We start from the raw sequence: 22,963 nt of genomic DNA on the forward strand, positions 1-22,963 counted from the left end.
CCTATAAGCGGAGGCTTGCAATTTCGGGTGCCCTTACAGCACTCTAGGCCGCAAAAGCCGGAGCTGTGTCTCCGGGCTTGTGTTTGGGAGGACATTGTCATGGCAAGCCGGTATCACGAGATCTACCAGGGCTGGAAACAGGATCCGCTCGGGTTCTGGAAAGAGGCCGCTGAGGAAATCGACTGGGTCTCGACGGGCGACAAGGTGTTCGATCCCGATCAGGGGCAATATGGCCGCTGGTATCCGGATTGGGAGTGCAACACCTGCTACAACTGCCTGGACCGGCACGTGGAGCGCGGTCGTCCCGGCCAGCCGGCACTTATCTATGACAGCCCGATTACCGGACGGACGGCAAGCTACACCTATGCGGAGCTTCTGGAAGAAGTGGAGGCCATGGCCTGCGTGCTGGCCGACCAGGGCCTCGTCAAGGGCGACCGGGCCATCATCTACATGCCGATGATCCCCCAGGCAGTGATGGCGATGCTGGCTTGTGCGCGTCTTGGTGTCATTCATTCCGTCGTCTTCGGCGGGTTCGCCGCAAACGAACTGGCAACGCGAATCGATGATGCGACCCCGAAGGCAATCATCGCAGCGTCCTGCGGCATCGAGCCGGGCCGCGTCATTGCCTACAAGCCCCTGATCGATCAGGCCATCGATATTGCCAGGCACAAGCCGGAAAGTTGCCTCGTCTTCCAGCGCGAGGAACTGACGGCGGACCTGAAAGCGGGCAGGGACCACGATCTCGGAGCTCTTCAGGCAGATGCTGTCGCGGCCGGGCGCAGGATCGCGCCGGTTCCGGTGAAGGCAACCGACCCGCTCTATATTCTCTACACTTCCGGCACGACCGGTCAGCCCAAGGGTGTCGTTCGCGATAACGGCGGCCACATGGTGGCACTGAAATGGTCGATGAAGAACCTTTACGACATTCAGCCAGGGGAAGTTTTCTGGGCGGCATCAGACGTCGGCTGGGTGGTTGGCCATTCCTACATCTGCTACGCGCCGCTATTGCACGGCTGCACCACGATCGTGTTCGAGGGCAAGCCTGTGGGGACGCCGGATGCGGGAACGTTCTGGCGGGTTATTTCCGACCACAACATCGTGTCGCTGTTCACGGCGCCGACTGCCTTCAGGGCGATTCGCAAGGAAGACCCGAAAGGCGAGCTGATCCAGAAATATGATCTGTCCCAGTTCCGGTCCCTGTTTCTGGCGGGAGAGCGTGCGGACCCTGAAACGGTCAACTGGGCCATCGACCAATTGCAGGTGCCGGTGATCGACCACTGGTGGCAGACGGAAACCGGCTGGTGCATCGTCGGCAATCCGGTTGGTCTCGGCCAGTTGCCGGTCAAGCCGGGGTCTCCCACCGTGCCGATGCCCGGCTACGACGTCCAGGTGCTGGACGATGCCGGCCATCCGCTGGGCGCCAATACGCTTGGCAACATCGTGGTGCAACTGCCGCTGCCGCCGGGTTCATTGCCGACTTTGTGGAATGCGGACAAGCGATTCTTCGATGCCTATCTCGCCGAGTTCCCCGGTTACTACAAGACGGCGGATGCCGGGATCATTGATGACGACGGGTATCTGTCGATCATGGCGCGGACCGACGACATCATCAACGTTGCCGGTCACCGACTGTCGACGGGCGGCATGGAAGAGGTGCTGGCCACGCATCCCGATGTTGCCGAATGTGCCGTCATCGGCATTGCAGACAAACTGAAAGGCCAGCTGCCTTGCGGGTTCGTTGTTCTGAAAGCCGGTGTCGACCGGACCCACGACGAGATCGAGAAGGAGCTTATCAAGCTGGTGCGCGACAAGATCGGCCCGGTGGCGGCGTTCAAGATCGCGATCACCGTCGACCGGTTGCCGAAAACGCGTTCCGGCAAGATCCTTCGAGGCACCATGCGCCAGATCGCCGACGGAGAAAGCTGGAAAATGCCGGCCACGATCGACGATCCGGCAATCCTGGACGAGATTACCGAAGCGCTCAAAACACACGGGATTTCCGTCTGAATTGACCAGGTGACGTTGCTGGAGGGCGATAACAGCCATCGACACAGCCGTTTTTGACACTTAATGTCGGGCCGCCGCGAAGCGGCCCGCGCTATTTGCGCATCAGAATTAAACTCAAGCAGCCGTGAGGTTTCCGTGTCTTTGGAGAATAAGGTCGCCATCATTACCGGGGCAGCCCGTGGGATCGGATTTGCAGTCGCCAAGCGCTTTGTCGCCGATGGCGCGAAGGTCGTGATTGCCGATGTGGATGACGAAGCCGGTGAAGCCGCGGCTGAAGATCTGAAATCGCAGGGCGAGGCAATGTACATCCATTGCAACGTCGCTGAACGTCTGGACGTTCGCAATCTGGTTGCCGAAACGCTGAACGCCTATGGCGACCTCGATGTGCTGGTCAACAACGCCGGCATCGTGGTCGGCGCGGATTTTCTCGACCTGGAAGAAGAGGATTTCGAGCGCGTCCTGTCGATCAACCTGAAGGGTGCTTTCCTGTGCTCGCAGGCCGTTGCCCGCCACATGGTGGAAAAGGTTCAGAACGGTGGCGAGCCGGGCTGCATCGTCAACATGTCGTCGGTCAACTCGGTGCTCGCGATCCCGAACCAGATCCCCTACTGCGTTTCGAAGGGTGGCATGTCGCAGCTGACCAAGACGACCGCTCTGTCGCTTGCCCAGTACGGTATCCGCGTCAACGCCATCGGTCCGGGCTCGATCATGACCGAGATGCTGGCGTCGGTGAACAGCGATCCGGCGGCGAAGAACCGCATCCTGTCGCGGACGCCGATGCTGCGCGTTGGCGAACCGTCCGAAATCGCCAGCGTCGCCGCGTTCCTGGCGTCCAGCGATGCCAGCTACGTCACCGGTCAGACGATCTTCGCCGACGGAGGCCGCATGCCGCTCAACTACACGGTCGCGGTTCCCGACGACGCGTGATTTGACATCGGCATTCATCAGCCAAGAAGGGCGGCAATCTTGCCGCCCTTTTCACGTTTGACGGGCTATGCGGTTTCCGCGTCCAGCTCGGCACCAAACTGCAGCCTCGCCAGTTTGGCGTAAAGGCCACCAGCAGCGGTCAGTTCGCCGTGTGTCCCGGTTTCGACAATCCGGCCGTTTTCCATCACCACGATCCTGTCTGCCTTGAGAACCGTCGCCAGCCGGTGCGCGATCACCAGCGTGGTCCTGTTCTCCATCAGCCGGTCGAGGGCTTGCTGGACCAGATTTTCGCTTTCCGCATCGAGCGCGCTTGTGGCTTCGTCCAGCAGCAGCACGGGTGCGTGTTTCAGGACAGCACGGGCAATGGCAATTCGCTGGCGCTGGCCGCCGGAAAGAGTAATGCCGCGTTCGCCGACGATGGTGTCGTAGCCGTCCGACATCTTCTCGATGAAGGGGGCCGCAAGCGCTGCTTCCGCGGCGGCGATGACTTCTTCCTGGCTGGCGTTCGGCCGTCCGTAGGCGATGTTTTCCGCAATGCTGGCGCCAAAGATAGCCGTGTCCTGCGGCACCAGTGCGATATGGCGGCGCAGGTCTTCCGGGTCGAGATCCGGCAGGGCAACGCCATTGAGGCGGATGTCACCCGAGACGGGATCGTAGAACCGCATCAGCAGGCTGAAGAGGGTCGACTTGCCTGCGCCGGAAGGTCCGACCACGGCCACGGTTTCGCCCGGTGATATGGTGAGGCTGAGGTCGCGGACGACGGGCATTTTCTCCGCGTTACGGTAGGCAAAGGACACGTCCTGGAAGACGATCTCGCCGCGTGGCGTCTCAGGCAGGCTGACCGGGTTTTCAGGTGCGGCGATTTCCGGCTGGATTTCCAGAAGTTCCGACAGGCGTTCTGCCGCACCGGCTGCCTGTGAGAGTTCGCCCCAGACCTCGGAGAGGGCAGCCAGGGATCCGGCCGCCAGAATGGAATAGAGCAGGAACTGGCTGAGTTCACCGCCGGTGATCCTGCCGGAGAAGACGTCGCTCGCACCGATCCAGAGGACGGCGACGATGCTGGCCCCGATCACCATGATGGCAAAACCGGTCAGCGCAGCGCGGGCGACGATTGCCTGGCGGGCAGCCTGGAAGGCGGCATTGACGGCATCTGCGTAGCGGCCTGCGCTGCGGCTTTCATGGGTAAAGGCCTGAAGTGTGCGGACCGAGCCCAACATCTCGCTTGCATAGGCTGATGCTTCAGCAAGGGTATCCTGGGCAAAGCGGGACCTTCTGCGCACCTGGCGCCCGAAGCCGAGGATGGGAATGAGAATGACCGGTATAGCTGCCAGAACGATAACGGAAAGCCGTGGACTGGTGACGACCATCATCACGGCAGCGCCCAGGAACATGATCAGGTTGCGCATCGCAAGCGACGCACTGGAGCCGAAGGCAGCCTTGATCTGGGTGGTGTCGGCCGTCAAACGGGAGAGGATTTCCCCGGATTTGGCGCTGTCGTAAAAGACCGGGCTGAGCCTGGTCATATGAGCAAAGACATCGGAGCGCACATCGGCGACGACCCGTTCGCCAATCCACATGACCAGGAAATAGCGAACGGAACTGGCAGTTGCCAGGGCACACACCACGCCGATCAGCACGGCGAAATAGGAATTGACCAGCGCGGGGTCATCGGCGCCGAAGCCGAAGTCGATCATCCGGCGGACCGCCGCAGGAAGAACAAGCGTTATGACAGCGGCCGAGAACAGGGCTGCGACTGCCGCTGCAACCATGGTCTTGTGCCGGAAGAGATACGGCAGCAGCCGGGTAAGCGGGCGAAGCGATCTGCGGGACTTTCCGGATGGGGATTGGGTTTCGTTGGCAGGGGCGTCGGCCACTGGGGTCTCCTTGTTGTTCCTTCCCGTCTTAGCATGTTCCGCAGTGCGGACAATGACTTTGGACAAAGCCGCCAAGAGCTTTAAAAGGGCTTTGCCGGAGGAAAGCGGGCCGCGTCGGCGAGGGGTTGAAATCCTTTGCCGGAGATAGCTGGAAATTGCCGGAATTTGCCCCTTGTCTTGGCTCCTTCCATGGGGTATATCCCCGCCTCATGTTTCTGAGGGCGGCGTCCGCAACCGGATCGGCGGCCCCTCATTTCGTTTTGCGTTTGCTTGGCGGCTTTCCCGGAAGGTTGTCACAGGGCGCTTGAAAGGACCGGCCATGAAAGCGGATATTCATCCCGACTACCACACCATCAAGGTCGTCATGACCGATGGCACCGAATACACCACCCGCTCCACTTATGGTGCGGAAGGCGACACCCTGACGCTCGACATCGACCCGACGTCCCACCCGGCATGGACCGGTGGTGACCGTCAGCTGATGGACCGCGGCGGCCGCGTGTCCCGCTTCAAGAACAAGTTCGCTGGCTTCCTGGGCTCCTAAGCTTCAGCCACGACAGTTTCAAACGAAAAACCCGGCCTCTGGCCGGGTTTTTTGTGTTTTGAGGCCCGCAGGAAGCGCAGCAAATACAATGTCACCCCGGGCGAGCACCGCGAGATCCTGGGTCTACCCGTTTCCTGAGGGCTGGCCAGAGAGCTGACCAGAGACCTGGCTAGAGACTTGGCCAGAAAACTGGAGCGTGTTGACCTTCATCAGCAAACTCTGGCGCTTCGGCACTTGGCGTTGAGTATAGGCTTTGGATCTACGCTTCGCTACTCGGGAGGCATCCTGGGGCTTTACTGGGATCCGGCGCAGGCTCACCCAAAACAAAAAGCCGCCTTGCGGCGGCTTTTCGAATTCGAAAGAGGTTGATCGGACTTAGCCGAACTTGCCGAATGCGGCGTGCAGCTTGTTGATCTGGGAAGCGACCGGATTGTCGTTCGTGGCTTCCTCGACCTGCTCTGCGTCCTTGCGGTACAGCATCTTGTCGAGGTGGACGACGCGTTCCTGCAGCCGGGAAGAGCGGTCAACCAGCTCGCGCAACGTTTCCGGCAGATCAGTCCAGGTTGGGCCGCCCGCAGCTGTGGACAGCTTGTCGAGGCGAACCTTGTTCTTCTCACTGCCGGCCTGCTCACGGGACATCTCGCCCTCGTTTACCGCACGCTGCAGCAGCAGCCAGGAAGCCAGCTGCATGAGCCGGGTGGTCAGACGCATGGATTCCGTCGCGTAGGCGAGGGAGGCAGGACGCGGAAGCTGCTTGGCTTCTTCGCGGCCGTTGCCGTCCAGGTACATTGCGGTTTCCTCGACCAGCGACATGCCTTCCTGAAACAGGCTCTGGAAGCTGTCGGAGCTGGCAAGGTGATGCGCGATATGAACTGCGCTTCCTGTGTCACCGGCTTTTTTGATGTCGTCCGTCATAGGATTGCTAAGCCTCAATTACTCTTCCGGTTATCCTGCCATCTCTTCTTGGTCTGTCCCGGGATTTGACATCCCGTTTCAGGTGTTCCTTTTTGGAACGATGCAGGTCTTCATGGCCTGTATCCAGCAAAGCGCGTGCCAAACGGACAAGTAAACGGCCATTAACCAGAACATTGACAAGATACTATGAGGCGTTGGCAAAAAAAAGAGCCGCTTGGTTGCGGCTCTGAGTCTTTAACAGGGAGGCGTCAAACAGAGTGGACAGGAGCCACTCACATCCAGATGACTGGATAGCTATGTTTATATTTTAGAAAGATTAATAAGAGGTAAACGAGTAAATTTTTACCTATCAGCTTTACTGTAAGTGCGTGTCAAAAAAGGACATAAACTCAAGTTCTGTAATAATTTACAGGGTCACTTCTGGAAAATTGAGTTGGCTGCATCGCGAATAGTGCCGCGTTGCTCAAGCTCCTTCTGGGTACGGTTAATTTCACCCTTCAGGGCTTCGATCCGTTCCTGCAGCTCGGCCTCGGAAAGACGAGACAGTTCTTCCCCTACGGTAACCGCGCCAAGTGGTGATTTTTTGGGGACATCTTCATCAAACAGGTTCATCGGTTTCCTCCTCTGCGGTCCCAGATCGGGGTCCGGCCGCGTTTCCGACCGTTATTTAACCCGAGCCCGGGCGGGTTGCCTCGCCGGGCTGTTTTCCTGCAAATAGACAGACGCTCGATTTACCATATGCCAGGCACAGTTGGCCTAGCCAGTCCCAAAATGAACCAAAAAGGAAACGCCTCTATGCAGAATCTGCCGGATCGCATGACCGCCGTTGCCATTTCAGAGCCCGGAGGACCGGAGGTTCTGCGCGTTGAAGAGCGGTCCATTCCCGAATTGGGACAAGGTGAGATCCTGATCAAGGTGGCGGCTGCCGGTGTCAACCGGCCGGATGTCCTGCAGCGCAAGGGGGCCTATCCGCCGCCGAAGGGCGCGTCCGATTTGCCGGGGCTAGAAGTCTCTGGCGAAGTGGTGGCTCTGGGCGAAGGAGCAAATCGGCACAAGATCGGTGACAAGGTAACGGCGCTCGCCCCTGGCGGTGGCTATGCGACCTACTGCAAGGTGCCGGAAGGACATGCCCTGCCGGTTCCCAAGGGGCTTTCCATGGTGGAGGCCGCAGCCGTTCCGGAAACCTTCTTCACTGTCTGGACCAATGTGTTCGATCGCTGCGGCCTGAAAAGCGGAGAGCGCTTCCTGGTGCATGGCGGTACCTCGGGTATCGGCACGACGGCAATCCAGCTCGCGAAGGCTTTCGGCGCCGAAGTCTTCACCACCGTCGGGTCGGCGGAAAAGGCCGAGGCGGTGAAAAAGCTTGGAGCGGACCACGCCATCAACTACCGTGAAGCGGAGTTCGAAAAGGTGATCCTGGAGATCACGGGCGGCGAAGGGGTTGACGTGATCCTGGACATGGTCGGTGGTGACTATGTTGAACGGAACTGGAAAGCGGCAGCGGTGGAAGGGCGTATCTGCCAGATCGCGACGCTGAACGGCATTGCGGAGAACGTCAATTTCTCTCGCCTGATGGTCAAGCGCCTGACGCATACGGGGTCGACGCTGCGTCCACGCAGCGATGCGTTCAAGACGGCAATTGCCGAAAGCCTGAAAGAGAAGGTCTGGCCGCTGCTCGAATCGGGCAAAGTCGCGCCCGTGATGGATTCCACCTACCCCTTGGCCGAGGCCGCGGAAGCCCATCGGCGCATGGAAGGCTCTGGCCATATTGGAAAAATCGTCCTGACGGTGGATGTCTGATGCCGGATGGAAACCTGCAACTGCGCGATTGTTACGCGAGTATTTGCGTTTCCGTGTTTTTCGACATATATTCCGGCCACTTTCCAGGAAACTGATCAAGGAACACCGCTTTTTCGCCCTGCCGGGCGAGGGAGCAGACGAGAGGAATTTATCTGATGGCGAACACGCCGCTTATGCCGAAGGCAACCGCCGTCTGGCTCGTGGACAATACCGCGCTGAGTTTCACTCAGATCGCCTCCTTCTGCAAACTGCACCCGCTTGAAGTGAAGGCAATTGCCGATGGCGAAGCCGCACAGGGGATCAAGGGCCTTGATCCGATCCTGACCGGCCAGCTCTCCCGTGAAGAAGTCGAAAAGGCTCAGAGAGATCCGAACTATCAGCTGAAGCTTCAGGGTTCGAAGGTGGTCGTGCCTGAATCCAAGCGCAAGGGACCGCGTTACACGCCGGTGTCCCGTCGTCAGGACCGTCCGAATGCGATCCTGTGGCTGGTGCGCAACCATCCGGAACTGAAGGATGCGCAGATCATGCGCCTTGTCGGCACCACCAAGCCGACCATTGCCGCAATCCGCGACCGGACCCACTGGAACTCTGCCAACCTGACGCCGTCCGACCCGGTTACCCTGGGCTTGTGCAGCCAGCTTGAGCTGGACATGGAAGTCGAAAAGGCTGCGAAGTATGCTCCGCTGCCGATGGCAGGCGAAGTGAACGAGACCCTGATGTCCGTCGAAGACAGCACCAGCGAAGACGCTATCGCAGCTGCTTTCTCGCTCGATCCGTCCAAGCCGATCCAGCGCGAGGAAGAAGAGGAAATCGACGCCGATGCCGTGTTCGCCAAACTGAACTCGCTGAAGAGCGAAACTCAGGACGAAGACGAAGAAGACGACGAAAACCGTTGATCGCTTCCCGCTTTCTGCAAATTCTGGAACCGCCGGCTGAGTTCAGCCGGCGGTTTTTGTTTGACCTTCCAGACGCATGTTTCCGGCTTGCCCGCCCAGGGTGTGGAATGGCTGAATTTTCGACATGAGCCGTACCCAGATCATGTGAAAACGCGTTGCCACGTTGAGGATCACACAATAATCTCCCTGAAAAATTCGGGAGACGCTCATGACCTACAGACTTTTGAAACTTGCTTTTGGCCTGACCCTCGCCTTTGGCTCGTTCCAGGCTCACGCGGAAACGCGGATCACCTATAAATCCGCCAAGACCGGTTCCTCCTATTACCAGATGGGTGTCCAGATCGCGGAAGCCATCAAGGCCGGCAGCAATGGCGACATGATTGTCACCGTGGAAGAAAGCCAGGGCTCCGTTCAGAACGTGATGGAAGCCAAGGCGCGCGGTGGTGACTATGTGTTCACGACGCCGCCAGCGCTCGTTTCCCTTGCCCAGGGCGGCAAGGCCATGTTCGAAGGCAAGGGCGATCCGAAGTTCGATGAAATCCGTGCCCTGTTTCCGATCCCGTCGTTGACCATGCATTTCGTCATGTCGGCCGATAGCGGTGTTTCCGACTTTGCCGGGATGGAAGGCAAGACGATCCTTCTCGGCAAGGGCTCCTTCGGTGCGACGGAAGGCGAGAAATATCTCAAGATGTTCGGTCTCGAAGGCAAGGTGAACATCGCTGACGCGGAACTTTCCAATGCGGTTGCCGCACTCAAGAACGGCCAGATCGATGGTTTCGTGACCGCCGGTTCCTGGCCCGCGCCGAATGTCATCGAGGCGGCTGCCTCCGCGGACGTGACAGTGCTTTCGCTCAGCGACGACCAGATTGCCGAAACCAAGCGTTCTAAACTGGTCATTCCGGCCGGGACCTATGCCGGCCAGGCCGAGGACATCGTCACCACCTCGCTGCCGGTCGTTGCCTATACGACCAGCGCCATGGACGACGACACAGCCTATGCCCTGACCAAGACCTTCTGGGACGAAAAAGCCAAGATGGGCGAAGAAGCCCCGTGGTGGAACGGTGTCGACCAGGCACTGATGGCCAATATCACCGGCAAGATCCACCCGGGTGCCGCACGCTACTATCAGGAAGCCGGCATCGAATTGACCGACGCCCAGAAGTAAATCACAAGACCGAACGCGGGGCGCCATGGCAGGATCTGCCGGAAAATGGCGCCCCGTATCGTTCGAGCAGACATAATGGTCCGGCGGAAATCGTCCAACGGGCCCTTCCAGGACTGTCCAAAAGCATCAGTTCCCTGCCTTGCGCAGGAGAGCGCTCTGACAGAATGAAACCGTGCAGCAGCATGTCGCCCCTTCGGCCGATAAGCTGCGCAATCAGATAGAAATACCAGCCCATGATCAGTGGTGACACCGCGACATCGCCCTTCCAGCGAATGGCCATGCTTCTTCTCGCAACGGCGCTTGTCGTATTTCATCTCGGGCTGATCTTCTCCGGTCTGGTGCCAAACCTCGTCAGCCGGCCGCTTCATCTTGCACTTGCCCTGCCATGGATCTTCATCTTTGCCAAAGGCGGTTTTCTCACGCGCGTGAGCGGTGCGGTCCTGTGTGCTGCAGGTGTGGCCGTCTGTCTGTGGATCGTGGCCAACCAGTCCGCGCTTTCGGACCAATACGGCTTTCTGGAAGGTGACTTCCAGTTCTGGATGGCCGGCACCCTGTTGCTGGTTGTGCTTGAGGGCGCGCGTCGCGCAATCGGCTGGCCGCTGCCGGTGGTGGCGGCGCTGGCACTGGCCTATGGCATGTTCGGTCAGCATATTCCGGGTGAATTCGGTCACTCCGGCACGCCGCTTGCGAGTTTTCTCGGCACGCTGACCATTGCTGAAGGCGGGGTCTGGGGAAGCCTGACCGGTGTCTCGGTGGGCGTGGTCGCCATTTTCGTGATTTTCGGCGCTGTTCTGAATGCCGGGGAAGCCGGACAAGGGTTCATGAACGTCGCTGCTGCGGCGGCAGGCCGGCTCAAGGGCGGGGCGGCCAAGGTGTCCGTGTTGTCCTCGGCGCTGTTCGGCTCCATTTCAGGCTCCGCGTCTGCCAATGTGGCTTCCACCGGTGCAATCACTCTTCCGGCCATGACGCGGCTCGGCTACCCGAAAAAACTGGCGGCAGCCGTCGAGGCAGTTGCGTCCTCCGGCGGCCAGATCATGCCGCCTTTGATGGGGGCAGGGGCCTTCGTCATGGTGGAGCTGACACGGGTGCCCTATACCCAGATCATGGCAGCGGCCTTGCTGCCGGCAATTCTTTATTTCTTCGCGGTCTGGGTGGGCATCAATGCCTATGCCAAGCGGTATGACCTTGCTGCCATCGATCAGGGCGATCAGCCGCAAATGCGCCAGGTGGCCATTACCTCAGCCTTCTTCCTGGTGCCGTTCTCCGTGCTGCTGTGGGGCATGTTCGTCGCGCGCTATACACCGCAATACGCGGCCTGCATTGCCATTCTGGCCGGTTTCGCGCTGCTTTTCTTCAACGCCCAAGGCACCTTTGCACTCAAGGACATCCTGCTGCGGCTGGAAAGCGCGGCTTTGAACTCGGCCCGTCAGGTATCGGTCATCGCGGCGATCATCGTCTGTGCCTCGATCATCATCGGCGTGCTGGCGATCACCGGGCTCGGCGTCAAGATCACTTCGCTCATTCTGTCCGGGTCGGGTGGATACCTGTGGCCGTCCTTGTTCCTGACCGCGCTTGCCTGTCTGATCCTCGGTATGGAAGTGCCGACGACCGCGGCCTATGTCATCTGTGTTTCCGTTGCCGGACCGGCCTTGATGCAGCAGGGGTTGGAACCCTTGCAGGCACATCTTTTCGTCTTCTGGTTCGCGCTGCTGTCGACCATCACGCCGCCTGTCTGCGGAGCCGTCTTCATCGCCGCCGGGATGATTGGTGAAAACTGGCTGAAGGTCGCTCTTTCCGCCATGGCGCTCGGCATTGGCCTCTACATCATTCCTCTGGCCATGGTCGCCAATCCGGCGGTGCTGGAGCTTGCGGCCCGCCCGCTGCCGGCGCTGCTTGCCGCTGCCAAGATCGGCCTCGGGCTGGGCCTTGTTTCCTACGGTGTCATAGGCTTCAGGAAGCCCTTGCAGAGGCTGGCCGCAAGCGGCGCAGGCCTTCTTATTATCTTTGTCGGGGGCAATCTGCTCTAGGCAGTCGCCCTAGGTGCCCTGGCCACAGCCTTCCGGCTTGAAAATTCGTTGTGTCGAAGCCGGGTGGCGCAGCAGGGCTGCTGCCGGCCGAATTGGGCGTTGCTGAAAATTGCCGCCGCAGTTGGGGCACGCGCCATTGAGGACATTTTGGGCGCAGTCCGCACAGAACGTACATTCGAAAGTACAGATAAAGGCCTCTTCGGATTCCGGTGGAAGGTCCTTGTTGCAGCATTCACAATTGGGGCGCAGATCCAGCATGGCGGTCTCCGGTAAGGATGTGTTCGCCAAGGGTCATCCGTTGCGGTCGGCCGGGTCAAGCGGCAATCGCTAACTCTTTTGAACGCGCTTTCCGAAATCGACGTTGCTGCTCTTCCCGAGGCTGTGTCTGAGGCATAGGTAGATGATGGCGAGGCTTGCCAGCAGCCAGAGTGCACCCCAGAAAATCGTGGGGCCGCCAAACTCTTCCGCCAGCATGTAGGCATCGGAACGGGCACCTGAGCGACGGATGGTGTCGTCGAAAATGTCGAAAGGCACGTAGAGGATGCTGGTCAGGCCGATGACGCGCAGGATCAGGTCGTTGACCGTGACACTGAGGAACCGGGCAGCCGCCAGCATGGCCACGCCGGTGCCGATGCAGAAGGCGAGGGCAAAGAGGTCGCGGATATAGAGCAGCGCGACCAGCAAGGTGAAGGCACCGAGCAGGCCCAGCACGATGCGGTCTGCATTTGTTTTCAGGGCAATCATCAAGAGTGCCATGCCGATGGCAAGCGAGCCGAGATACCCGGCTGTCAGCGTCAGGAACCGGCTGCCACCGCGTGTGATCGCATGGCCACCCTGCCAGGGCGAGAGAGAGATTTCCTCTACGGAACCACCGGTCAGGATGGCCACCAGCGCGTGTGACAATTCATGCAGATAGACGATCAGGATCTTCAAGGGCACGACCAGGAAGGTGTTCCAGAAGAGGAACATCACGGCGGTAATGAGGATGAGCTGCCAATGGCCTTTGAGGGTCTGCATGAAATTGAAAAGTCCGTCTGAGGGCGGAAAAGTCAAGCCGGCATGCCCGGTTCGCCCGACATCACGCGTGCATTCCTCAGGATCTGTTGAGCTGACGTGAGTCTCAGCGTTCCGTCAGTTTCAGTTCGATCCGGCGGTTCTTGGCCAGGGCGTCCGGTGTTTCGCCTTCTTCCAGCGGCTGGAATTCGCCGAACCCGGCTGCGACAAGCCGCTTGGGGTCGACGCCGCGTTCGATCAGGTAGCGGACCACGGAAATGGCGCGGGCGGCGGAGAGTTCCCAGTTGTTGCGAAGGCGCCCCGTGCCCGACAGAGGGCGGGCGTCGGTGTGCCCGTCTACGCGCAGCACCCAGTTGATTTCGTCCGGAATCTGACCGCTGAGCTCCTGGATGGCGTCTGCAAGCTTGTCGAGCTCCTGCCGGCCTTCCGGATTGATGTCTTCCTGACCGCTGTCGAACAGCACTTCGGACTGGAACACGAAACGGTCGCCAACGACGGAGATGTCGGAACGCTGGGACAGGATTTCGCGCAGGCGACCGAAGAAGTCCGAGCGGTAGCGCGACAGTTCCTGCACGCGCTGAACCAGTGCGGCGTTCAGCCTCTTGCCGAGGCTGGCGATCTTGGCCTGGCTGTCGGCTTCCTTTGCCTCGGAAGCTTCAAGAGCAGCGTTAGCGGCAGCTATCTGGCGGCGTAGTGCCGCGATCTGCTGATTGAGCAGCTCCACTTGGGCAAGGGCGTCCTGGCTGATCTGACGTTCGTCGTCGAGCAGGTTTTCCAGCTGGGTGGCGCGTCCGCCGGCCGCATCGGCTGCACCGGAACTGTTTTCCAGAAGGCCAAGCAGCCGGGTCTGTTCGCTTTGTGCATCGGAAAGGCTGGCCTGGAGGCCGAGGATCGTGTCTTCCAACTCCCCGGAATTGGCGCGCTCCAGGGCGAGAAGCTCCGTCAGCTCGCTGATCTGGGCATTCAGCCGGTTCAGCACCGTGTCGCGGCCTGAAAGCTGCTGCGACAGGAAGAACTGGGCGATCATGAAGATGGACAGCAGGAAGATGATGACGAGCAGCAGCGTCGCCATGGCATCAACGAAGCCGGGCCAGTAGTCGGTCGACTGGGCCCTTCGGCGAGCGCGCAATCCTGCCAGTCCGGCCATCGTCTACTCCTTCGCGCGGTCGAAAGCGGCGGCGATCGAGGACAGGAGCCCTTCGATGCGCTTTTGCTGTTCGCCCTGGGCCTCGGCCCAGTCGCGCATCATCTGCTGTTCGGAGCGAACGTGTTTCACCAGACCCTGAATGCCTTCGGCCAGATTGGCCATGGCCTGGTTGGCATTCTTGCTGCCGCCTTCCTCAACGCTTTTCTGCAGGGCGGAGATCGAGGCCTGTATCTGTTCGACGCCGGGTGAATCCGGGGCATTGAACAGGCTTTCTTCCGGATCGATGTCAGTGACCGTGGACAGCCAGTCTTCCAGCTCATTGTAAAACCGGTTCTGGGCCTGTCCCGCCTGCAGATCCAGGAAGCCGAGCACAAGCGAGCCCGTCAGACCGAAGAGCGAGGACGAGAAGGCCGTGCCCATGCCAGAGAGCGGCGCTTCCAGGCCAGCTTTCAGATCTTCGAAGATAACGTTGGCATCACCCGAGCCGACGTCGAGCGACTGAATGGTCGCGCCAACCGAGCTGACGGTCTGCAGCAGGCCCCAGAACGTGCCGAGCAGGCCGAGGAACACCAGGAGGCCTGTGAGGTAGCGCGACATCTCGCGGCTTTCCTCAAGACGCATTCCGATGGAATCGAGGATCGAGCGGGCGGTGGTTGGCGTCAGGGCCATGTCGCCGGACTTGTTGCCGAGCAAGGCAGCCATCGGCGCCAGCAGCACCGGCGAACGCGTGTCGAGGCCCGGATCGCCGATCCGGAAACTGTTGACCCAAGAGATTTCCGGGAACAGTCGGATCACGCGGCCGAAGAGCAGCAGCACACCGAACACACCGACAAGCACGATCAGGCCATTCAGACCCGGGTTGCTCATGAAGGCCGTCGAAATCTGCGGGAACAGGATGAAGGCGATGAAGGCAACGATCACCAGAAAGATGATCATGAAGGTCAGATAGGCCCGTGGACTGGACAGGCTGTAGGGGTCAAATTCACGGGCCATATTGCGTTATCAATCACCTGAATTGGACGTAACTGATTGATAGCGTGATTTTTAACGGCTTGGAAACCTCGAATTGCCGAAGAGACCCGAATAAAGTCTGGAAAGCCCGAAAACCGCCTGGTTTATCCAAAGGCCTTCTCATGAAGAGACGGGTCGTGGGGCCCGTCTCCCGGGGTGGGCGGTTTGCGCCGCACCTCTTTCAGGTCAGCGTCATGCGCTTTTCGAAGATGAAGGTGTTCGCGTCGCGGTGCTGCCGGGAAGTGCTGGAGGCAATCAGCCCTGAGCCGGAGTTGCCGCCTTTTTCAGGAGCTGCAGCAGGTATTTGTGGGCGTCTTCGTTGCCGACAACCACATCGCCGCTTTCCAGCATCTTGTTCTTGCCCTGAAGATCGGTGACGAAACCACCGGCTTCGCGCACCATCAGGAGGCCGGCCGCAATGTCCCAGCTGTTCAGGTTGCGCTCCCAGAAACCGTCGAGACGGCCGGACGCGGTCCAGGCAAGATCGAGGGCAGCTGCGCCGCAGCGGCGGATGCCAGCGACTTCCGGCATGATGTAGCGCAGCTCGCGCAGTGTCCGGCCATGGTCGCCCGACCCGATGAAGGGCAGGCCGGTGCCGAACACCATCTCATGCAATTCGGAGCGGCCGGCAACCCGCAGGCGACGGTCGTTCAGGAAGGCGCCGCGACCGCGTTCAGCGGTATAGAGCTCATCCATCACCGGATTGTAGATGACCCCGGCCACGATCTCGCCAGCCCGCTCCAGTGCGATGGAGGTGGCGAAGATCGGAATGCCGTGCAGGAAGTTGGTGGTGCCGTCGAGCGGGTCGACATGCCAGCGATGCTGGCCGTCGGTTCCTTCAACTTCACCGCTTTCTTCCATGACCAGCCCGAAGGTCGGGCGGGCCTTGGTCAGTTCGGCGCGCACAATGTCCTCGGCGCGGCGGTCTGCAGCCGAGACGAAATCGCCGGGTCCCTTGCGGGACACCTGAAGGTTTTCAACTTCACCGAAATCGCGAACCAGAGAACGTCCGGCTTTCGTTGCGGCTTGAACCATCACGTTGAGGAGAGCTGTGCGGGCCATTGTTTGTCACTTGTTGTTGGGCGCCGCCCGGCAAAATCCGGGCGCGCCAATTTGAAGTCTTGCCGGGAGGAGATCAGTCCGCGCGGCGGACGTATTCCAGTGAACCGGTGTCGACGATGATCTTTTCGCCGGCGGTGATGAACGGAGGTACCATCACGCGGACGCCGTTTTCCATGAGCGCGGGCTTGTAGGACGAAGACTGGGTCTGGCCCTTCACCACCGCGTCGGCTTCCCGGATTTCCAGGGTCACGAACTGCGGCAGGGTGATGCCGATCGGGCGCTCTTCATGCAGTTCGACGGTCACCATCATGCCGTCCTGCAGGAAAGCGGCGCGGTCGCCAACGAAATCAGCCTGAAGTTCCAGCTGCTCGTAGGTTTCGGTGTCCATGAAAATCAGCATGTCTTCCTGGGTGAAGAGATACTGGAAGTCTTTCTGCTCCAGACGGACGCGCTCGACCTTGTCTTCGGAGCGGAAACGCTCGTTGAGCTTGCGGCCATCGAGCAGGTTTTTCATTTCAACCTGTGCGAAGGCACCGCCTTTGCCTGGCTTGACGTGTTGGACTTTGACAACCGCCCAAAGCGTGTCCTGGTGCTGAAGCACGTTACCGGGCTTTATTTCGTTTCCGTTGATTTTCATGGAACGACCGACTGTTTGATTTGTTTGGATCTTAGGGTCTGTTGACCATTAGAAATCCGCCGCGTCCGGTGGAAACTCCACCCAAACCACGACAAAACTCCAAAACTCAACAGAACCTTTAGCAGGGCGAGACCGGCGGGCCGCCGATGCGCCTGAAATTTGCTCGCGCCTGTCCACCACAAAAGCCGGTGGAGTTCAAGGAAAAAAGGCAAACATCCTTACGATTCCGCGCTTCCTCGCAAGGTTTACGGAGATTCCTTGCCGGGCTCCTCCGAAGGGGCCATCAATGTGGCCGAATATTGTTCGGCCAGCTTGCGCGCTTCATCCATTGTTGTTTCGTCCAGACTTTCGATAATCCGGTCGAGCGAGAAATCGGAAACACCCAAGGTGCGGGCAATCAGGTGCCAGCCCGCTGCGGCGGCAAAATCCTGTTCCCGACCACGGCCGTAGGCATAGGTTCGCGCCAGCCGGTTCATCGCGACCGGGTTGCCGGACGTGGCGGCCCGCTCGAACCAGTCGGCGGCTTCCGTCTCGTTCGGATCGACGCCCTTACCCTGGAACCGCAGAATGCCGTAGTAAACCTGCGCGGAGGTGTGTCCGCGGCGGGCTGCGCGGCCAAGCCAGAACGCGCCCAGGCCGGGGTCGTTCAGCCCGGTCTGGGCTTCCAGATAGGAAAGGCCGAGCGCGTATTGCGCTTCCGGATCGTTTAGCTGGGCGGCTTCTTCCAGCAGTTCTCGCGATTTCTTCTCGTCGAAGGGGCGGCCTTCGCCTTCCTCGTAGAGCAGGGCGAGATTGTAGAGCGCAGACGCATTGCCCGCGTTGGCAGCCTCTTCGAACAGGTCTGCTGCCTTCTTCTTGTCGACCTCGACACCGGTGCCGAGCAGATAGAGCTGGGCCAGCTGCATGGCAGAGCCGGTATCACCCTTGGCGGCGGCCAGGCTGTACCAGTCGGCAGCCTTGGCCTTGTCCTGATGAATACCGAGCCCGGCCTCGTGCAGCACGCCTAGCAGGGCCTGGGCGGCCTTGTCGCCCTGTTCCGCCAAAGGGGTCGCAAGACCGAGCGCGGTCAGGAACCAGCCGCGTTGAAAAGCGGTGTACGCGGTATCAGCGTTGGCGACTTCGCCTTCTTCCAGTTTCGGCGGACCCGCGTCGACAATGCTCAGCAGTGTCTTGTCCTTGGTCGTGACGTCGATCAGCACCGGTAACGGTTTGCCATCCGGGCCTACTGGTACGTCCGGCTCTGGCGCCGCGTCACCGGCCTCTGTTGTTTCGCTGGTGCCGGTGTTGTCCTGGGCAATGGCCGGAGAAAACGACACGGATGACAGCATTCCAGCTGCCAGCAACCCTGCCGCAAGCAGAAAGGGGGCGTGAAGTTTCCGGCGTAGGCTCGTTTCAGGTGTCGGCATGCATCCAGCTCTCGCTATTCGACTTCAGGAAAGGGATGGGCGTCCAGAATACGATTGGCTTCGGCAATCACGGATGAAATATCCGTGTCCGGTTGCCAGGCAGCATCCTTGAGGGCAACAAAATCTGCTCCGGTCGCGGCAACGTCTCCCAGAGTTTCAAGCGTGTTGCCGGCAAGTGCGACGCAGGGTGTTTCGAACAGTTCTGCCCACCAGGAGGCGCTGGCCAGGGTCCTGTCATGGGCCTCGGCCTTTTCAGGCAGGTCCAGCTTGCCGAAGAAGATGTAGTCGACCCCGGTTTCGGCCCATTCCATGGAATCATGTTTCAGCTTGGTGCCGCCTGTGCCGACGATACGATCGGGCTTGAAACTTTCCACGGCCAGCTTCAGGTCTTCCAGCGAGGTGTCGACGTGGACGCCGTCGGCGCCGCTGCGGCCGGCTGCCTGGGTATCGCGATAGACGATGGCCGCCGCACCGCCTTCCTGGATGATCGGAACAAGTTCGCTGGCAGCGGCTTGCAGATCCTTGGTGCTGGCGCCAGGGCGGTAGATCATCACGCAAGCGATGTCACCACCGGTGAAGGCCTGTTTGAGCTTTGCCGCCATGTCGGCGGTGTCAAATTCCGGCGGCGTCACGAGAAAGAGGCGGGGACGGTTCACTTGTGCGGTCCTGATTGATGTCTGATCGGGATTTTGTCCCTAAAGACGGCGAAAGAGGGACGCAAGGCCCCTCTTTCAATAAAGTGAAAGAATTTCTCTGCCGGTCCGGCCGAAAATCAGGCGATCTTCGGATCCAGTTCGCCAGACTGATAGCGTTTCGCCATGTCGGCAAGCGTAACGATCTTCTTGATCTTGGACGCCTGGCCGGCCGTGTTGAAGGCTTCCAGACGCTCGATGCACAGCTTCTGCATGGCATCGCGGGCAGGCTTCAGATATTTGCGCGGATCGAACTCGCCCGGGTTCTCGCTCAGGATCTTGCGGATCTGACCGGTCATCGCCATGCGGTTGTCGGTGTCGATGTTGACCTTGCGCACACCGTTCTTGATGCCGCGCTGGATTTCTTCCACCGGCACACCCCAGGTCTGCGGCATCTGGCCACCATACTGGTTGATGATGTCCTGCAGGTCCTGCGGCACGGAAGACGACCCATGCATGACGAGGTGGGTTTCCGGCAGGCGGCGGTGAATTTCCTCGATCACATGCATGGCAAGGATTTCGCCGTCCGGCTTGCGGGTGAACTTGTAGGCGCCATGGCTGGTGCCCATGGCGATGGCAAGAGCGTCGACCTTGGTTTCCTGCACGAACTTGACGGCTTCTTCAGGGTCGGTCAGCAACTGGTCATGGCTGAGCTTGCCTTCCGCGCCGTGGCCGTCTTCCTTGTCGCCCATGCCGGTTTCAAGAGACCCCAGAACACCGAGTTCGCCCTCAACGGAGATGCCGCCCAGATGGGACATGTCGGTCACTGTCTTGGTGACGCCGACGTTGTAGTCCCAGTTTGCCGGGGTCTTGCCGTCGGCTTCAAGGGAACCGTCCATCATCACAGAGGTGAAGCCGGCCTGGATGGCCGTCATGCAGGTTTGCGGAGCATTGCCGTGGTCCAGATGCACGCAGACCGGAATATGCGGATAGATTTCCACGACGGCGTCCATCATGTGCTTCAGCATCACGTCGTGGGCATAGGACCTGGCACCGCGGGAGGCCTGGATGATAACCGGGGCGTCGGTCTGGTCCGCCGCAGCCATGATCGCCAGTGCCTGCTCCATGTTGTTGATATTGAACGCCGGAACGCCGTAGTCGTGTTCAGCAGCATGATCAAGAAGCTGGCGGAGGGTGATACGTGCCATCAAAAATCTCCAGAGGGTCCGGTTCCAATGAGCCGACAAGGTTCGCGAAAAATCACGACACCTATTTTGCGGTGCGTCAAGTCCCGCTGGTTCTAACAAGATTTGTGGCCATTTAAAGAGGGCCGGCTTCGCTTAAATCAATTAAAATACAAGGGTCTGCCGGAAAACGTGTTGGCAGATTTAATTTGCGGATCGAATTAAATTGAGGCGGTCAGCGCCACCGCCCGGCGAGTTCTAAACCGGCGAACTGATATCGACAAATGTTCCGGCCGGATCTCTGACAATCATCCTCATCTGGCCATAGGGCATTTCGCGAGGTGCCTCGACCACGTTCATACCGAGTGTCAGGGCACGCTCGTATACCGTTGAACAGTCGTCGACGACAAAGGTCAGGATCACTCCTGCGGTGGCACGCTGGGCACGTGCCGGGACAATCTCGCTGGTCTGTTTCAGGATACCCAGCTCGAGGGCCGGGTTATCGGCATCGGCAAGGTTTACAAACCAGTCGGACACGAATTGCGGCTGCAGGCCCAGGAGGTTCTGATAGAAGGCCGCCGTTGCGGCGACCTCCTCGGTCAGAATGTTGGTGAAACAGCGTTGCATGACAGATTTCACCCCGCTTCGATGTCAGGCTTCGAGTGCTTTCACCCCCGGCAGTTCCTTGCCTTCCAGCCATTCCAGGAAGGCGCCGCCGGCTGTGGAGACATAGGAGAAATCGTCAGCCGCTCCCGCGTGGTTGAGCGCTGCGACGGTGTCGCCGCCACCGGCTACGGAATTCAGCTTGCCCGCCTTGGTGTTGGCAGCGGCATGCTTGGCAGCCGCAACGGTTGCGGTGTCGAACGGGGCGATCTCGAACGCGCCCAGGGGGCCATTCCAGACCAGGGTCTTGGCGGCGTCGATCTTGGTTTTCACCGTTTCGATGGATGCCGCACCGACATCGAGGATCATGCCGTCCGCCGGGATGGCGTCGAGCGAAACGGTTTCGTTGTCCGCGCCGGCCTTGAATTCCCTGGCAACAACGGCATCGGCAGGCAAGACGATCTCACAACCGGCCTTGTCGGCTGCGGTCATGATGCGTTTTGCGGTTTCAGCCAGATCATGCTCGCACAGCGACTTGCCGACGTCCGTGCCTTGTGCGGCCAGGAAGGTGTTGGCCATGCCGCCGCCGATAACAAGCATGTCGACCTTGGCAACGAGGTTTTCCAGCAGATCGATCTTGGAAGAAACCTTCGCACCGCCGACAACGGCGAGAACCGGACGAACAGGATTGCCGAGCGCGGAGCCCAGGGCTTCCAGTTCCGCCTGCATGGTGCGGCCGGCATAGGCTGGCAGAAGCCGGGCAATGCCCTCGGTGGAACCGTGGGCCCGGTGTGCCGCCGAAAAGGCGTCATTGACATAGATGTCGCCGTTGGCGGCCAGAGCCTTGGCGAAGTCCTCGTCGTTCTTTTCTTCACCGGCATGGAAGCGGGTGTTTTCCAGCAGCAGGACATCGCCATCGACCATGACGTCGACAGCATCCTTTGCCGCCTGGCCGATGCAGTCGTCTGCAAAGACCACGGGTCTGCCAAGCAGGCCGGCAACCGCCAGGGCGACCGGGCCGAGCGACATGTCGGCAACGCGCGCGCCCTTCGGGCGGCCGAAATGGGCGAGCAGGATGACCTTTGCCTTCTTGTCGGACAGTTCGCGGATGGTCGGCAGGACCCGCTCGATACGGGTGGTATCGGAAACCTTGCCGCCGTCCATCGGCACGTTGAGGTCGACGCGGACCAGAACGCGTTTGCCTGCAATGTCAGTCATATCATCGAGAGTTTTGAAAGCCATTGATTTACCTGTTGGAAATCGCCCGTCTTCAAGGACGGCTGGAGTTGGTGGAAACGGCGATACCGATGCCGAACAAGGTCAGGAGAATGCCGAAGGACCGTTCCATCCAGAGCTTGGCACGCATGAACTTGAGGCGTACGGCGGGAAGCGTGAAGAAGACGGTCACCAGAACAAACCAAAGGAACACGCCGCCCGCCATGATCACGCCGTAACCGATCTGGGTCCAGAGCGGCGTTTCGGGAGACGTCACCTGCAGAAACACCGAAAGGGCGAACATGGTGGCTTTCGGATTGGTCACGTTGGTGAAGAAGCCCCAGCGAAGCGCGCGGAAGGGCGACATGCCGGACAGGGCACCGTCGGCCGGCATCTCCTTAGATGCCGTGCGGTACATGGTGACGCCCAGGAAAACGAGGTAGGCAGCGCCGATCAGTTTCAGCGCGTTGAAGAGCAGGATCGACTGGGAAACGATCAGGCCGATACCCGCCAGTGCGTAAGTGACGTGTACGCCGAGGGCCAGCGCGATGCCGAGCGCAGTCATGATGCCGGCGAGCCGTCCGCCGATGAGGGCATTGCGCAGGACAACGGCAAAGTCAGGCCCGGGAACGATTGCGACCACGACGGTCAGCGAAATGACGGTGAGCAGTTCGAGCAAGCAGGGAACTCCGGGAAGGATAAGGATCGAACAGGGAGAGTTATCGATCTGGCGGTGATTGAAGGTTGGCCATCGTTTCGGACTTTTGTCCGTCAACATCCGGCTGCCAGGACCGTTTGGTGTTTCTTGCGGAGCGTTCCTTCGACCGTTCCACGAAATAGAAGCCGACGCCGATCAGGACAACAAATACGATCAGAAAAGTCAGCGTGGTCATGGTC

General features: G+C 59.9%; 24 protein-coding genes. 7 read left to right on the forward strand and 17 right to left on the reverse strand.

The window, feature by feature from the left end; genetic code table 11:
* Nucleotides 1-99 precede the first annotated feature (99 nt).
* Entirely contained in the window at nucleotides 100-2,007 is a 1,908-nt protein-coding gene (locus tag Q666_RS46635) for a propionyl-CoA synthetase (RefSeq protein ID WP_023003493.1), read from the forward strand.
* Nucleotides 2,008-2,142: 135 nt separating this feature from the next.
* On the forward strand, nucleotides 2,143-2,934 hold the full coding sequence (locus tag Q666_RS46640; protein ID WP_031270533.1) for a 3-oxoacyl-ACP reductase family protein: 792 nt from the start codon (nucleotides 2,143-2,145) through the stop codon (nucleotides 2,932-2,934).
* Nucleotides 2,935-2,999: 65 nt separating this feature from the next.
* Here the strand turns inward: Q666_RS46640 and Q666_RS46645 are convergent, their stop codons facing one another.
* Complete coding sequence (locus tag Q666_RS46645; protein WP_031285011.1) at nucleotides 3,000-4,808, reverse strand: ABC transporter transmembrane domain-containing protein; 1,809 nt, start codon at nucleotides 4,806-4,808, stop codon at nucleotides 3,000-3,002.
* Between the two features lie 319 nt (nucleotides 4,809-5,127).
* Here Q666_RS46645 and rpmE point away from each other — a divergent pair, with 319 nt between their 5' ends.
* Entirely contained in the window at nucleotides 5,128-5,352 is a 225-nt protein-coding gene (gene rpmE, locus Q666_RS46650; RefSeq protein ID WP_006932159.1) for a 50S ribosomal protein L31, read from the forward strand.
* A 375-nt stretch (nucleotides 5,353-5,727) separates the two neighbouring features.
* Here rpmE and Q666_RS46655 read toward each other — a convergent pair whose 3' ends face one another.
* Nucleotides 5,728-6,267 (reverse strand): DUF1465 family protein, encoded by a 540-nt coding sequence (locus Q666_RS46655; protein ID WP_023003489.1) that lies wholly within the window; start codon nucleotides 6,265-6,267, stop codon nucleotides 5,728-5,730.
* Nucleotides 6,268-6,681: 414 nt separating this feature from the next.
* Nucleotides 6,682-6,879: a DUF1192 family protein gene (locus tag Q666_RS46660; protein ID WP_023003488.1), complete on the reverse strand. Its 198-nt coding sequence runs from the start codon at nucleotides 6,877-6,879 to the stop codon at nucleotides 6,682-6,684.
* A 183-nt stretch (nucleotides 6,880-7,062) separates the two neighbouring features.
* Between Q666_RS46660 and Q666_RS46665 the strand changes: the two genes are divergently transcribed.
* The 3 genes from Q666_RS46665 to Q666_RS46675 all read left to right on the forward strand — a co-directional run bounded on the left by Q666_RS46665 (nucleotide 7,063) and on the right by Q666_RS46675 (nucleotide 10,128).
* Nucleotides 7,063-8,067: an NAD(P)H-quinone oxidoreductase gene (locus tag Q666_RS46665; protein ID WP_023003487.1), complete on the forward strand. Its 1,005-nt coding sequence runs from the start codon at nucleotides 7,063-7,065 to the stop codon at nucleotides 8,065-8,067.
* A 155-nt stretch (nucleotides 8,068-8,222) separates the two neighbouring features.
* Nucleotides 8,223-8,963 (forward strand): cell cycle transcriptional regulator TrcR, encoded by a 741-nt coding sequence (locus Q666_RS46670; RefSeq protein WP_023003486.1) that lies wholly within the window; start codon nucleotides 8,223-8,225, stop codon nucleotides 8,961-8,963.
* 208 nt (nucleotides 8,964-9,171) lie between these two features.
* Nucleotides 9,172-10,128 carry a TAXI family TRAP transporter solute-binding subunit gene (locus tag Q666_RS46675; RefSeq protein ID WP_023003484.1) on the forward strand — a complete coding sequence of 319 codons (957 nt, stop codon included), beginning with the start codon at nucleotides 9,172-9,174 and terminating at the stop codon, nucleotides 10,126-10,128.
* A 1-nt stretch (nucleotide 10,129) separates the two neighbouring features.
* Here Q666_RS46675 and Q666_RS65515 read toward each other — a convergent pair whose 3' ends face one another.
* On the reverse strand, nucleotides 10,130-10,408 hold the full coding sequence (locus Q666_RS65515) for a hypothetical protein (protein ID WP_023003483.1): 279 nt from the start codon (nucleotides 10,406-10,408) through the stop codon (nucleotides 10,130-10,132).
* Here Q666_RS65515 and Q666_RS46680 point away from each other — a divergent pair.
* On the forward strand, nucleotides 10,407-12,155 hold the full coding sequence (locus tag Q666_RS46680; RefSeq protein ID WP_023003482.1) for a TRAP transporter fused permease subunit: 1,749 nt from the start codon (nucleotides 10,407-10,409) through the stop codon (nucleotides 12,153-12,155). The two genes, Q666_RS65515 and Q666_RS46680, sit on opposite strands and share 2 nt — an antisense overlap.
* 9 nt (nucleotides 12,156-12,164) lie before the next feature.
* Here the strand turns inward: Q666_RS46680 and Q666_RS65520 are convergent, their stop codons facing one another.
* From Q666_RS65520 to Q666_RS66195, 13 genes are all read right to left on the reverse strand, one after another.
* Nucleotides 12,165-12,413 (reverse strand): DUF1272 domain-containing protein, encoded by a 249-nt coding sequence (locus Q666_RS65520; protein WP_081713250.1) that lies wholly within the window; start codon nucleotides 12,411-12,413, stop codon nucleotides 12,165-12,167.
* Between the two features lie 69 nt (nucleotides 12,414-12,482).
* On the reverse strand, nucleotides 12,483-13,172 hold the full coding sequence (locus Q666_RS46690; protein ID WP_023003480.1) for a M50 family metallopeptidase: 690 nt from the start codon (nucleotides 13,170-13,172) through the stop codon (nucleotides 12,483-12,485).
* A 103-nt stretch (nucleotides 13,173-13,275) separates the two neighbouring features.
* A complete protein-coding gene (locus tag Q666_RS46695) occupies nucleotides 13,276-14,316 on the reverse strand; it encodes a peptidoglycan -binding protein (RefSeq protein WP_023003479.1) in 1,041 nt (346 codons plus the stop codon).
* Nucleotides 14,317-14,319: 3 nt separating this feature from the next.
* Nucleotides 14,320-15,309 carry a flagellar motor protein MotA gene (locus Q666_RS46700; protein WP_023003478.1) on the reverse strand — a complete coding sequence of 330 codons (990 nt, stop codon included), beginning with the start codon at nucleotides 15,307-15,309 and terminating at the stop codon, nucleotides 14,320-14,322.
* A 273-nt stretch (nucleotides 15,310-15,582) separates the two neighbouring features.
* Nucleotides 15,583-16,389, reverse strand: a complete 807-nt coding sequence (locus Q666_RS46705; protein ID WP_023003477.1) for an inositol monophosphatase family protein — start codon at nucleotides 16,387-16,389, stop codon at nucleotides 15,583-15,585.
* A 73-nt stretch (nucleotides 16,390-16,462) separates the two neighbouring features.
* Nucleotides 16,463-17,026, reverse strand: a complete 564-nt coding sequence (gene efp / locus Q666_RS46710; RefSeq protein WP_006932138.1) for an elongation factor P — start codon at nucleotides 17,024-17,026, stop codon at nucleotides 16,463-16,465.
* Nucleotides 17,027-17,271: 245 nt separating this feature from the next.
* On the reverse strand, nucleotides 17,272-18,432 hold the full coding sequence (locus tag Q666_RS46715; protein ID WP_031270527.1) for a tetratricopeptide repeat protein: 1,161 nt from the start codon (nucleotides 18,430-18,432) through the stop codon (nucleotides 17,272-17,274).
* A gap of 14 nt (nucleotides 18,433-18,446) precedes the next feature.
* Entirely contained in the window at nucleotides 18,447-19,088 is a 642-nt protein-coding gene (locus tag Q666_RS46720) for a thiamine phosphate synthase (RefSeq protein WP_051990114.1), read from the reverse strand.
* A gap of 116 nt (nucleotides 19,089-19,204) precedes the next feature.
* Nucleotides 19,205-20,272 (reverse strand): class II fructose-bisphosphate aldolase, encoded by a 1,068-nt coding sequence (gene fba / locus Q666_RS46725; protein WP_023003474.1) that lies wholly within the window; start codon nucleotides 20,270-20,272, stop codon nucleotides 19,205-19,207.
* 234 nt (nucleotides 20,273-20,506) lie between these two features.
* Nucleotides 20,507-20,875: a VOC family protein gene (locus Q666_RS46730; RefSeq protein WP_023003473.1), complete on the reverse strand. Its 369-nt coding sequence runs from the start codon at nucleotides 20,873-20,875 to the stop codon at nucleotides 20,507-20,509.
* Nucleotides 20,876-20,899: 24 nt separating this feature from the next.
* The gene (locus tag Q666_RS46735; protein ID WP_023003472.1) at nucleotides 20,900-22,093 is read right to left on the reverse strand and encodes a phosphoglycerate kinase; all 1,194 of its coding nucleotides are present in this window, start codon (nucleotides 22,091-22,093) and stop codon (nucleotides 20,900-20,902) included.
* Nucleotides 22,094-22,121: 28 nt separating this feature from the next.
* Nucleotides 22,122-22,745 carry a LysE family transporter gene (locus tag Q666_RS46740; protein ID WP_023003471.1) on the reverse strand — a complete coding sequence of 208 codons (624 nt, stop codon included), beginning with the start codon at nucleotides 22,743-22,745 and terminating at the stop codon, nucleotides 22,122-22,124.
* A 40-nt stretch (nucleotides 22,746-22,785) separates the two neighbouring features.
* Entirely contained in the window at nucleotides 22,786-22,959 is a 174-nt protein-coding gene (locus tag Q666_RS66195) for a hypothetical protein (protein ID WP_023003470.1), read from the reverse strand.
* Nucleotides 22,960-22,963 lie beyond the last annotated feature (4 nt).

Source organism: Labrenzia sp. C1B70 (genome assembly GCF_000475395.1).
Lineage (GTDB): Bacteria > Pseudomonadota > Alphaproteobacteria > Rhizobiales > Stappiaceae > Roseibium > Roseibium algicola.